The organism is Microbulbifer sp. ABH2_005 (assembly GCF_056160005.1).
In genome coordinates this window covers 127,801-140,350 of sequence record NZ_JBSWWI010000003.1, presented here as the reverse complement: position 1 = coordinate 140,350, position 12,550 = coordinate 127,801, and the positions used below count along the sequence as shown (strand labels likewise).

At 55.5% G+C, this 12,550-nt stretch carries 12 protein-coding genes; 2 read left to right on the top strand and 10 right to left on the bottom strand.

The window, feature by feature from the left end:
• Positions 1-129 precede the first annotated feature (129 nt).
• The 8 genes from hemW to proC form a co-directional block, all read right to left on the bottom strand.
• Positions 130-1,344 (bottom strand): radical SAM family heme chaperone HemW, encoded by a 1,215-nt coding sequence (hemW, locus tag ACXAFI_RS19570; protein WP_475110111.1) that lies wholly within the window; start codon positions 1,342-1,344, stop codon positions 130-132.
• Positions 1,334-1,954, bottom strand: a complete 621-nt coding sequence (rdgB, locus tag ACXAFI_RS19565; protein ID WP_475110110.1) for an RdgB/HAM1 family non-canonical purine NTP pyrophosphatase — start codon at positions 1,952-1,954, stop codon at positions 1,334-1,336. Before rdgB ends, hemW begins: the two co-directional genes overlap by 11 nt.
• Positions 1,955-2,084: 130 nt before the next feature.
• Positions 2,085-2,528, bottom strand: coding sequence for a DUF4426 domain-containing protein (locus ACXAFI_RS19560; protein ID WP_475110109.1), 444 nt, complete (start codon positions 2,526-2,528; stop codon positions 2,085-2,087).
• 136 nt (positions 2,529-2,664) lie between these two features.
• Positions 2,665-3,255, bottom strand: coding sequence for a methionine biosynthesis protein MetW (gene metW / locus ACXAFI_RS19555; RefSeq protein ID WP_475110108.1), 591 nt, complete (start codon positions 3,253-3,255; stop codon positions 2,665-2,667).
• Entirely contained in the window at positions 3,246-4,451 is a 1,206-nt protein-coding gene (gene metX / locus ACXAFI_RS19550) for a homoserine O-succinyltransferase MetX (RefSeq protein WP_475110107.1), read from the bottom strand. The genes metW and metX overlap by 10 nt, the downstream gene beginning before the upstream one ends.
• Before the next feature lie 102 nt (positions 4,452-4,553).
• On the bottom strand, positions 4,554-6,521 hold the full coding sequence (locus ACXAFI_RS19545) for a dynamin family protein (RefSeq protein ID WP_152450625.1): 1,968 nt from the start codon (positions 6,519-6,521) through the stop codon (positions 4,554-4,556).
• Between the two features lie 150 nt (positions 6,522-6,671).
• Complete coding sequence (locus ACXAFI_RS19540; RefSeq protein ID WP_152450623.1) at positions 6,672-7,280, bottom strand: YggT family protein; 609 nt, start codon at positions 7,278-7,280, stop codon at positions 6,672-6,674.
• Between the two features lie 63 nt (positions 7,281-7,343).
• Positions 7,344-8,177 carry a pyrroline-5-carboxylate reductase gene (proC, locus tag ACXAFI_RS19535; RefSeq protein WP_475110106.1) on the bottom strand — a complete coding sequence of 278 codons (834 nt, stop codon included), beginning with the start codon at positions 8,175-8,177 and terminating at the stop codon, positions 7,344-7,346.
• A gap of 141 nt (positions 8,178-8,318) precedes the next feature.
• On the opposite strand from proC, the gene ACXAFI_RS19530 reads away from it, so the two are divergent.
• The gene (locus ACXAFI_RS19530; RefSeq protein ID WP_475110105.1) at positions 8,319-10,322 is read left to right on the top strand and encodes a S9 family peptidase; all 2,004 of its coding nucleotides are present in this window, start codon (positions 8,319-8,321) and stop codon (positions 10,320-10,322) included.
• Between the two features lie 59 nt (positions 10,323-10,381).
• Here the strand turns inward: ACXAFI_RS19530 and ACXAFI_RS19525 are convergent, their stop codons facing one another.
• Entirely contained in the window at positions 10,382-10,666 is a 285-nt protein-coding gene (locus tag ACXAFI_RS19525; protein ID WP_444920722.1) for a hypothetical protein, read from the bottom strand.
• A gap of 73 nt (positions 10,667-10,739) precedes the next feature.
• Complete coding sequence (locus ACXAFI_RS19520) at positions 10,740-11,444, bottom strand: YggS family pyridoxal phosphate-dependent enzyme (protein ID WP_475110104.1); 705 nt, start codon at positions 11,442-11,444, stop codon at positions 10,740-10,742.
• 69 nt (positions 11,445-11,513) lie between these two features.
• Between ACXAFI_RS19520 and ACXAFI_RS19515 the strand changes: the two genes are divergently transcribed.
• Positions 11,514-12,548, top strand: a complete 1,035-nt coding sequence (locus tag ACXAFI_RS19515) for a type IV pilus twitching motility protein PilT (RefSeq protein WP_252084158.1) — start codon at positions 11,514-11,516, stop codon at positions 12,546-12,548.
• Positions 12,549-12,550: the final 2 nt, after the last annotated feature.

Genomic DNA, 12,550 nt, shown 5'->3' with positions numbered 1-12,550 from the left:
CTTTAGTTACTCGATGCGGGGACACCGCGGGCGCATCATCTCACGATGCCGGCTGTGGGAATACAGCTGTACTGCGCCGGTCAGCCCAGAGTTTGGGGCATCGATCTCGTTTTCAAGGCCGGCTCGACATCAGGCCTGCTCCAAAAAGCGCTGTAGAATCTCATCAAGATAGTCAAATCCAAAAGCGCTGGCAGCGATGCGCGTTTCCAGTGGCTGTACTAGGTCCATGGCCATCAGGCCCGACCAGTGACGCTCTAAGACCTCCAATGATAGGCCGGTATAGCGCTCAAAAGTACCCACCGGAACCCCCTCCACCAGGCGAAGGGCGTTCATCAGGAATTCCAGGGGCATATCGCTGGCTTCGATCGGATCAGTGTGGGGTTCAGACAGTGCCCGGTGTAGCAGCTCTTCCCCCTGGAGCCCGATCGATAAGTAATCTCTTGGAGTCCGCGTGCGTCGACTGCGCAGTATCCGGCCCTCTGCAGGCAAACTGACCTTGCCGTGGGCTCCGGCACCGATGCCCAGATAATCACCAAACCCCCAGTAATTGACATTGTGGCGCGACTCCAAACCCCTGCCACTGTAAGCGGACACCTCATAGCGAAAGTATCCCTCCGAAGCCAGGAATTCGCGACCTTGGCTCTGCATACTGGCAATCAGCTGTGATCCCGGTGTCGAGGGAGGGGCGCTGTAGAACGCCGTATTGGGCTCAATGGTCAATTGGTACCAGGAGATATGCTCCGGCGCCAGGGAGACCGCGCGCTGCAGATCCTCCAGTGCCTCGGCCTCAGTCTGCCCGGGTAGGCCGTGCATAAGATCGAGATTGATATTGTCAAAGCCGGCCCGCCGTGCCATCTGTAGGGCCCCACTGGCCTCTTCGCCACTGTGGATACGGCCCAGGTTGTGCAACTGGCTATTGTCAAAACTCTGCACACCAATCGAAAGTCGGTTGACCCCTGCAGCCCGATAGCCGGTGAACTTTGCCTGCTCGAAAGTGCCTGGGTTTGCCTCCAGGGTAATTTCAATATTTTCGCCGAAACCGACCAACTCCTCGGCCACCGCCAGGATTTGGCCGATCGCCTCTGGAGAGAACAGGCTTGGGGTACCACCACCAAAGAAAATAGACTGGAGCTTGCGCCCCTGTACCCAGGGCAACTGACTAATCAAATCTCGGCGCAACTGTGCCACATAGTCCGCCTGCGGTAGGGCATATTCCGTATCCGTGTGATCCCTAGAGGCCTGATGGGAATTGAAGTCACAGTAGGGACATTTGCGCACACACCAGGGGATATGTACGTAGAGGCTGAGTGGCGGCAGCTGCAGACCGCAGTTACTATTTGGCAAGGTCGGTACCCAACATCATTTCACGCCACATCAATTCAAACGCCGCCACTGCCTGAGCGCGGTGGCTGATATGGTTTTTCAGCTCTCTCGGCATCTGCGCAGAAGTCATACCCTCGCTATCCACGAAGAACAGCGGATCATAGCCGAAGCCCTGTTCACCGGCGGGCTCGTCGAGTATTCGGCCGCGCCATTGAGCGCTGCACACCAGGGGGACGGGATCATCGAAACTGCGTACAAAGGCCAGGGCACAATGGAAGCTGGCGCTACGGCGCGCCTCTTCAACGCCATTTAAAGCCTCAAGCAGTTTGCTATTATTGCGTGCATCCGTGACCCCTTCACCGGAGTATCGCGCCGAATAGATACCCGGCGCACCACCGAGCGCATCCACCGCCAATCCAGAGTCATCGGCCAACGCAGGAAGGCCACTGATCCGGCTGGCATGGCGCGCCTTGATCAAAGCATTTTCAATGAAGCTGAGCCCGGTCTCCTCTGCGTCGCTAACGCCGAACTCAGATTGGGGCAGAACCTCAATATCCCAGCTGTTGAAGAGTTGGGAAAACTCGCGCAATTTGCCGGCGTTGCCGCTGGCTAGAACAATTCTTTTTAACATGTCGTATCAAATAAAAAACGGGCTCTGGGCCCGCAAAGGATTCAATTTAAAAGAGATCCCCCTCTGATGACTCCGCTGGCAGCCGTACAAACTAGAGAGGGCCACTCACTCAGATCACTCGCAACAGCCGCTAGAGTTTGCGGCGAAAGGAAATAGTCTCTTTCTTGCCATTGGGTAGGGTCACATCCACGTTGAACGTGAGAGTCTCCTCATTCTCATAGCGCAAGGGCGCCAGGTAGTAGACCGCATCGCCTTCACGAATTTCTTTAAACTTCAGCGGTCGCGACTGCTGAATCAGGTTTGTCGCATTGCCGGACATCTCCGCGCTGAGGCCCTTGGTACCACCATCTTTTTTCACCACAGAGACATTGACGTAAGCGCGGTCTTTAGCCCTCACCAGCTGGTACTGTTGGGCGATGTCCGGCTGGATAAAGTCGCTGTTGAACACCGAGAAAATCACCCGGTAATCTCCGAAGTCCTCGTAATTCTTAATAACTCGGGCCTGTTGTGCCACGGCACCAGCGGCCAGAAAGAATAGCGCCAGAGCGGCAGCGACATTAACGATGCGGTTCACGGGTCACCTCCAATTGTTATGGGCGCCTTTCAACTGAATAACCGGGCAGCCCCGGCTGTTTGGCCAGAGCGATAACCACCCCTAATCAGCAGTTTGCTCCAGAGACCCGGAACAAAAACTTGGCGCAGATATTAGTTTAGCGAGTCAGGTGGTATATCGCGGTCTCACCGAATAAATTTGGCAAAAAGTCTTTAAAGGCCACCCCTAATTTCGTCTCAGATACTACCTGGCGGTGCAAAATAGTCCAATCGTTCTGCCGGCACAGCACCTCAAAGTCCCTGAAAGTACAAAAGTGAATATTAGGTGTGTCATACCACTCGAATGGTAATAGATCGGATACCGGCATACGCCCGGAAAAAGCCAGGTGCCAGCGGGCCTTCCACTGGCCAAAGTTGGGGAAGGTGATAATACAGTCGCGCCCAACCCGTAACATTTCACCCACCACCAGATGCGGGTGTCTCAAAGTTTGTAGGGCCTGGGTCATCAACACGGTATCGAAACTGGCATCAGCAAAATTGGTCAGTCCCGCATCCAGGTTTTGCTCCACCACATTGACCCCACGCTGCACACAGCGCTGTATCTGCTCTGGATCTATCTCCAGACCATAACCCACAACATTTTTGTTCTGTTGAAGCTGCTGCAGCAATTCGCCATCACCACAGCCCAGGTCGAGAACCCGGCTTGCGGGCGCTATCCATTCCTGAATTACATTGAGATCTATACGCATACTGGCTGCCCTACTTCATGCTCCAAAGCAACACGTTGCATATAGGCACGAAAGACGCCCTCATAACGCTTGTTTGGCAACAGGAAGGCATCGTGCCCCATGGCGGACTCTATTTCTGCATAACTCACCGCTCGATTGGCATGCATTAACGCATCGGCAATTTCCCGCGAGCGGCTGGGGGCAAAGCGCCAGTCGGAGGTAAAGGAAATCAACAAGAAGCGACAGCGCGCATGGGAAAAAGCCGCTACCGGATCGTCGTTATATTCCCGTGCGAGGTCGAAATAATCCAGCGCGCGGGTCATAAGGACATAGGTATTGGGATCAAAACTGCTGGAAAAACTATCACCCTGGTAGCGTAAATAGCTCTGGATCTGGAATTCAACTTCCTCGTCAGCACCCTGCTGAAAACTGCCGGAGCGCAGTTCGCGGCCAAATTTATGCGCCAAACCATCGTCGGAAAGATAGGTAATATGACCTATCATACGCGCGACAGCCAGGCCTCCGCGGGGCAGTTTACCTTCCTCAAGGTAGCGCCCTGCACAGAAATCCGGGTCCGAGGTTATCGCTTGACGCGCGGTCTCATTGAAAGCGATATTCTGCGCCGAGAGTTTCATCGCCGAAGCAATCACTACACAGTGGCGCAAACGCTCCGGGTACTCCAAAGACCAGCGCATCGCCTGCATCCCCCCCAAGCTGCCACCAATTACCGCAGCCCACTGCTCTATACCAAGCGCATCTGCCAGGCGGGCTTGGCTGTGCACCCAGTCGCGCACCCGCAAGGAGGGAAAATCCGGGCCCCAGGGTTTACCCGTAGCCGGATTGATAGAAACAGGGCCGGTGGAGCCGTGGCAGCCGCCGAGGTTATTGACCGCCACCACGAAAAATCTATTGGTGTCGATGGGCTTACCGGGACCGATATAGTGGTCCCACCACCCAGGGCGCTTGTCTTCGGGGCTGTGCCTGCCTGCAGCGTGGTGGTGACCGGACAGCGCATGGCAAATCAATACCGCATTGGTTTTATCGACATTCAATTCGCCATAGGTTTCATAGACCAGGGTGTAGTCCTGTAAAACACGCCCGCAAGCCAACTGCAGAGGTTCACAAAACTTGTGGCTCTTTGCTGTTACAAGACCTACAGAGCCCTCTTCAGCGGTCTTTGGTGCCTCGCAGGAGGCGCTGGGGTTTTCCGTGGACAAAGTAATAATTTCTGTGGGTTATTTGGCGGTCGGCTATTGCCTCTGCAGCAAGTGTACGAGAGTGCTGCAACTTATGACAATTGCCAACCGCCAGCGAGGATCTTAAGTCGTGAGGGCCGGCTTCAGCGGGGTGACATTGTGCGCGCGAGGCGCCGGTGCCAGAGGCTGTGGTGCCGAGGTGTTATGGCGCAGTAAATCCTCCAACCCCGACAGGGCCCGGTCATTGCGCAGCACTTCATCCTCTAGGGTGCGCAAATCCGTGTGTCGGCTTCGAGTCTTCTGCTTTAACTCGGTCAGCTTGATCAAGTGGCGGTTCAGCAGGTGTTTTTGATATTGGGTATGCTGCTTGAGTGGCTCCAGAGCCTGCTCCAGCCAGTTTTCCGCCGCCTTGCCCATCTCTGTATAGAGACGCCCTACCTCGCTGGCCAGTGTAGTGATAAAGCGCTCACTCAAACGATTGCGCCGCGCCAACAAAAGCTGCGGAGAGCGCCGCAACTGGGCCGCTTGGCGGTGCAGGCCGCGCAAGGTCATACGGAACTGGCGAATGGTGAAGTATTGCTCGACACTGTCCACCTTCTTCAGGCTGGAGCGCTCAAAAATCGCATCCAGCAGACGGTTTGCTTGATCTACTTCCCGCTCTAGATTGGCAAGCTGGCAATCGACACCCTCCATAAAGGTGTCTATAGCCTTGGCGAGTCCCATTGGTGTCCAGCGTTTATGCAGCGCTTTACTGGTTTCATCGATCAGTAGTTGTAACTGCTGCAAAGTTATGGGCGCTAGCAGCGAAGTGCTCTGCCGCATCAGCATACGCTGACTGGATTTTAGGGTGAGCAACTCTTGATGGCAGAGCTTGTGCTGTTCGCGCACAGTCTGCTGCAGCTGGTCCAGCTCGGCCAATTGTTCCTCGGTGCTGGCACTATTGCGCTGCAAGTGCATCAGCGCCGCACGGCCGCTATTGAGACGGCGCTTGAGCAAATCGCGGGTATCCGCCATCAAGGTCAGGGCTTGGTGCAGCGAACGGTGTTCCGCCACTTTTTGACGGTGCTCCAGCAAACGCTGAACCAGCAGCTTCTCAAAATCGGTAAAACAGCTCTTACGCAGTAGTTCGATATCCTGCTGTTGACGTGCCAGCAGGGCCATTTTTGCCGAGACCCCGGCGACACTTTCCTGCGGAAGGGACAGCAACTTGGCAACCTGGGAGCGCATGCGCCGCAGCAGTTGTTGCGCATCTTCGTCTGGGTCATCCCAGAGCACATCCATCTTATTCAGCAGCGCCATAACCGCGGTGCCGCGATGTTCGCGCAGGGGAGCCAGGTGAGTCTCCCACATATTCATATCGGTGCCACTGACACCGGCATCGGCGGCCAGCAAGAATGCCACGGCCTGGGCACCGGGCAGCGTGCTGAGGGTCAACTCCGGTTCATTGCCCAGGGCGTTGAGCCCCGGTGTATCAATAATCCGCAGCCCCTGATCCAGGAGTGGGTGTGGCAAGCAGATCAATGCGTACCGCCAGGCGGGAATTTCTACTAAGTTGCCTTTGTCATCCAGGTGACGGCGATCGAAGCCATAACGGGCGGCCTCCTCCGGCAATACCGACTTGGTGGCGGCCACTTTTAACAGCGCCTCGCGGGTCGCCTCGGGGTTGTTGGCGTCGAACTCATGCGTGACCCACTTCTGCGGAATTCGCCGGAAGCTCTCGAGGCTGGTATTGGTCGCCAGGGTCTCTATGGGTAACAGGCGCAGGCTGGCGCGCTCTCCGCCATCGCTAAAGATCTCCGTTGGGCACATGGTGGTGCGACCGGGCTTCGAGGGCAGCAGACGCTGGCCGTAGGTCTGCGCCAACAGTGCGTTGATCAGCTCGGTTTTGCCGCGGGAAAACTCGCCGACAAATACCAGAGTGAACTGATCGTCGGTCAGTAGCGCTCGGGCCTGCTGCACAACCTGGCAGGCGCCGGCAGAGTTGGGGAAATGTTGCTGTAACCACTGACTGAACTGGGCGAACTGCCGATCCAGGTTCTTCTTCCAGCGGTCGTATTCAGAGATATGTTGGCGTAGGAGTGCGTCTTCCATTTCACAGTGTTCTTGTTATTTATACTCTGCAGGCTACCGGCCCAGGCCACGCAAGGTAGAGACGGGCCGGTAATCGTTAGTATAAAAGTCTAACACTGCGCCAGATGCGATCCAGTGCGCGTGGTGGAAGAAAAGCGCTCAGTCACCGATTTAAAAACCGGGAATATGCCAGAAGAGGCTGTAAACGAAGCGCGGCATATTGGCCATACCGGCAAAGCCCAGTAGTAACTTATCCGCCACCGTGAGCAGGATAAACACGAAGATAGGGCTGATATCGATCACCCCCAAAGGTGGGATCAGGCGGCGTATCGGTGCGCAGAAGGGCTCCAGCAGCTGGCGCAATAGCATCAGCGCCGGATGGCTGCTCTGCGGAGCAATCCAGCTGAACACGATAGAGATCAACATGCCCACAAACACCACCGCAATCACGGTAGCCACACAGCCGATCAGAGACCAAAGCAGTGCGCTCAGGGGATTAAACAGGCCAAAACCGGCAAACGCCCCGCAAACCAAAATCATTACCAGCCCGACAAGCAGGGCGAGTACCACCGAAGCCATATCCACACCGAAAAGACCCGGAACCACTTTGCGCAGAGGCAGTAGCAGTGGGTTGGTGACCTTCACAATGCCCTGGGAAATCGGGTTATAGAAATCCGCACGAGCCAACTGCAGCAAGAATCGCATCAACACTGCAAAGAGGTAGAGGATACCCAGGGTAGCCACCAGGAAGACGCCGATGTTGCTAAAGGTACTTGTCATTGAAAATCCCTAAAGAGTGATTAACTCGCGGCGCAGCCTGCACCATTTATTGTGTTGATTAGTTTATTGGTCCAGTTCGCGAGCCATCTCTGCAGCGCGCTCGGCGCAATCACGCATGGCATCGGCCACTAACTGCGGCAGGCCGCCCTGCTCAAAGCGCTGCACAGCGCGCTCGGTGGTACCACCCGGCGACATCACATTGCGCTTCAACTGGGCTACATCGACATCACTGGTCATGGCCAGTTTGGCGGCGCCCAGTGCAGTTTGCAACACGAGGCGCTCGGCGTCGGCGCGGGCAAAGCCACTGGCCGCGGAGGCGTCGATCATCGCCTCCATAAACTGAAAGAAATACGCTGGCGCCGACCCCGCTACAGCGATCACCTGATCGATGCCCTCTTCCTTATCCACCCACAGGGAGATACCCACTGCGTTGACTATGCGCTCAGTAATGGCGCGGTGCTCCGCAGTTACCGCCTCATCGGCAAACAACCCAGTCACCCCACTCTGCACTAGAGCCGGTGTATTGGGCATAGCCCGTACAATCGGCAGATGCTCCCCCAGCCAACGCTGATAAGCGGCCAAGGGGATACCTGCGGCCAGAGTAATAATCAGCGGTTTACGCCTTTTCAGGTGGGGGCGCAAATCCATGCACAGATCGCGCATCACCTGGGGCTTTACCGACAGAACAATCACATCGGCTTCATCAATCGCGGCAATATTATCATCGTGCGCCACCACGCCATGACGCTTAGCAAAAGCCTCGAGTTTTAGTAGGTCGCGCCCGGTAGCCACAATCCTATCCGCCGGATATCCCGCCGCCAGCAGGCCACCGATTACCGCACCGGCCATATTGCCGGCACCGCCAATAAAAACAATTTTGGGATTTGTTGCAGTCACTTGGGTTACCTCGGCGAGTGTTCGCCTCATTCTCTGTGAGTTTACTGGCTGTTATACCCCGGAGGGATTCCGATAATATGTGGTCGCTCAATTCCAATAACAAGAGACGCGCGCCCCAGCGCGCTAGCCAAGGAGAACACTATGTTGAAATGGCGCTATTTGGTGACCGCCGCAATGCTCAGTGCGGCTACTGTTGCCCATGGGGTGGAGACCCGCACCGAGAACAATGGCCAACTGCAGTTACAGGATATTCCCCCAATCCCAGCGAACCTGGTGGAAGAACTCGACCGCTACCAGAATGTACGCTCAGCCAGTTTCCGTGGCTGGGATATGGAAGGCAGCGGTATGTATATCAGTACCCGTTTTGGAGAAGTGGACCAGCTGCACAAGGTAGAGCGCCCCGGCGGTACCCGTCGACAACTGACTTTTTTTGATGAACCTATCGGGGAAGTGCTTACCCGCCCCCAGCATCGGCAGCTGGCTTACACCATGGATGCCGGCGGCAACGAGTATGCGCAGGTTTTCCTGTTCGACAGCGCCAGCGGTAAGAGCAAAATGCTCAGCGACGGCGAATCGCGCAATGGCGTCATTCTTTGGAATAAACAGGGTTCAGCCCTCGCTTACCAGAGCACTCGTCGCGACGGAAGCGCCAACGATATCTGGCTAACCACTTTCGACGGCAACAAAGATGAAGATCGCCTGATCCTAAAATCGGAGGATGGCAGCTGGTGGGGGCCCACTGACTTCTCTCAATCCGGCAGCCAGCTGCTGGTTCTGCAATATGTTTCCTCCACCCGTTCCAAGGTTCACTTATTGGAACTGGATAGCGGCGAAATAACATTGCTCTCCGGTGATGATGAAAAAGACTCTCGTAACTTTCCCGCCGGCTTCAGCTACGACGACCGCTCCATATACCTGGTTAGCGATAAAAATGGCGAATTTACCCAGCTGATCCGCAAAGACCTGGCCAGTGGTGATGAGAAGGTCATTACCGCTGATATTCCCTGGGATATCAGTAGCTTTGTCCTTAGTGAAGACGGCCGCCGCGGCGCTTTTGTGGCGAATGAAAATGGTATGTCTACCCTGTACCTGTACAACCCGCGCAATGATCGCTACCGCAAAGTCGAAACACTACCTATCGGCGTGATCGGCGCAACCGAATTTAATCCCAGTGGCGATAGGCTGGCATTATCACTGAATACCCCCAAAACCCCCACCGATACCTTTGTACTGGAGCTGGGCCGCCGGCCTCTATCCAGTGGCGACCTCACCCGTTGGACCTTCAGCGAAGTGGGCGGCCTGGATACCGAGCAGTTTATCGAGCCCGAGCTGGTGCACTACCCTACTTTCGATCAGGTAAACGGCGAGCCGCGCAAGATTCCCGCCTTCGTCTACAAGCCCCACGATATAACGGCTCCAGTGCCGGTCATTATTTCCATACACGGTGGCCCTGAGGGGCAATACCGCCCGATGTTCTCCAGTAAGTACCAGTTGTGGCTGCAGAAATTGGGGGCCGCTGTGATCGCCCCTAATGTGCGCGGTTCCGCCGGTTACGGGAAAAGTTATCTGGCCATGGACAACGGCTACAAGCGTGAAGATTCTGTGAAAGATATTGGCGCGTTACTGGACTGGATCGCCACCCAGCCGGACCTGGATGCCAAGCGGGTCGCCGTCTTCGGCGGTAGCTACGGCGGCTATATGGTATTGGCCAGCAGCGTCCACTATTCGGATCGCCTGAAAGCAGCCGTGGATATTGTCGGCATCTCCAATTTCGTCACCTTCCTCACCAATACCAAGAGTTATCGCCGGGACCTGCGCCGCGTGGAATACGGTGACGAACGCGATCCGCAGATGCGCGAATTCCTGGAAGGCATCAGCCCCAACAACCATGTGGAAAAAATCCAGGTACCCATGTTTGTGGTGCAGGGTCAAAACGACCCCCGCGTCCCCGTCACAGAAGCGGAACAGATCGTGACGGCACTGCGAGAAAACGGCAATCAGGTTTGGTATATGAATGCGTTAAATGAGGGGCACGGCTACCGCAAAAAGGAGAACAATGATGTCTTCACCCAGGCTACCGCGTTGTTTTTTGCCGAACACTTGCTCGACGAAACACAGAAGGAAAAACTGACTTTAGTTGAGTAGTGCCAAAGGCTCTTCTAAATCGTAATGTTTAATAAGCGGCCTTAAGGGCCGTTTATTTTTTAAGGCTTCAATCTTAATGTTTCCACAACTGCGATCAGGTTGAGCGCTATGGCCAGTATCCACAGCCAGTGCCGGCTCTCAGGCCACAGGGCCTGGGAGATGGTGCGGTCTAGAAAACTGGTGATTAAAGTGACCTTAGGTAGCGCAAAGGAAAGCAGACAAAGAAAAGCCAACCACTCCAAGGCCACCCAGGTCACCAGCAGGGTGTGCGCGATAGATAGGGAAATCACTGCGCATAGCGTCAACCCCAGCAATATCACTTCGAGTGTCCCTGAGCGTTTCATTGGTCTCTTACACTTTCCCCACGAACATAGCCCCAGAACTTCGGGCAAGCACTCGGGTAAAAAATAGGATCTTTCACTCAGAGTAATTGCGTGCGCCAAAAATATCTGTGCCGATGCGCACAATGGTCGCGCCGCAGGCAATCGCCGCTTCCATATCGGCAGACATCCCCATAGAAAGTGTATCCAGCGCCTCATCGGGAAATAACTCTTGCAGAGACTGCAGCAGGCGCGCCATCTCAGCAAAAGGCTCGTACTGTTCTTGTACGTTTTGGCGAGCCGCAGGAATCGCCATCAAACCGCGCAAACGCAGCCCCGGCAATTGCACCACTTCCCGCGCCAGTGCCTCCAAATCCTGTGGAGCTATGCCAGACTTGCTCTGCTCATTATCGATATTGACCTGCAGGCAAATATTGAGGGGAGCCAAGTTAGCTGGTCGCTGGGATGACAGACGCTGGGCGATCTTCAGACGATCCACCGTATGCATCCAATCAAAGCGCTCGGCTATCGCGCGAGACTTATTCGATTGCAAGGGCCCGATAAAATGCCAGTGGATATCCAGGTCTTGTAAGGCATCCTGTTTTTCCAGGGCTTCCTGCAAATAGTTTTCGCCAAAGTGTCGCTGGCCGGCCGCATAAGCGATGCGCAAATCCTCCGCCGGGCGGGTTTTGGAAACCGCCAGTAGAGTGATTTCTGCAGGATCGCGATCGCAGTTGTTGCAGCAGGTCACAATCCGCTCACCTACTGCATTCAGGTTTTCGACGATTGTCGCTTTGCGCATATACTGAGGCCCTTACCGAAATGAGTGGCGATTTTACCTGAGCCCAAACAAGAACCATAAGGTAGCAGTATGGATATCACTGAACTCCTCGCCTTCAGCGCCAAACAAAACGCTTCGGATCTGCACCTCTCCGCAGGCCTGCCGCCGATGATCCGTGTGGATGGCGACGTGCGCCGTATCAACCTGCCGGCCATGGAACACAAGCAGGTGCACGGCCTGATCTACGAGATCATGAACGACAAGCAACGCAAGGACTACGAAGAATTTCTCGAGACCGACTTCTCTTTCGAGGTACCTGGTGTAGCCCGCTTTCGTGTGAACGCCTTTAACCACAACCGCGGTGCCGGTGCAGTATTCCGGACCATTCCCTCCAAGGTTTTAACCATGGAAGATCTGGGCATGGGCCAGGTGTTCAAACAGATCTCCGATACCCCACGCGGCCTAGTCTTGGTCACTGGGCCCACCGGCTCAGGTAAGTCCACCACCCTCGCCGCGATGATGGACTATATCAACGACAACAAATACGAGCATATCCTCACCATTGAGGATCCCATCGAATTCGTGCACGAATCCAAAAAATGCCTGGTGAACCAGCGCGAAGTGCATCGGGATACCCACGGCTTTGCGGAAGCATTGCGCTCGGCCCTGCGTGAAGACCCGGATATTATTCTGGTGGGTGAGATGCGTGACCTGGAAACTATTCGCCTGGCATTGACGGCAGCGGAAACCGGTCACTTGGTCTTCGGCACCCTGCACACCACCTCCGCCGCCAAAACTATCGACCGGGTGGTGGATGTGTTCCCGGCGCAGGAAAAAGCCATGGTGCGTTCCATGCTATCGGAATCCCTGCAGGCGGTAATCTCGCAGACACTGCTGAAGAAAAACGGCGGTGGCCGTGTCGCCGCCCACGAGATCATGCGCGGCACCCCGGCAATCCGCAACCTGATCCGCGAAGACAAAATCGCGCAGATGTACTCCGCCATCCAGACCGGTGCCAGCGTCGGTATGCAGACCATGGACCAGTGCCTGGAAGACCTGGTGGCTCGCCGTATCGTCAGCCGCGAAGTCGCGCGGGAAAAAGCCAAGATGCCGGAAAACTTCTAAGC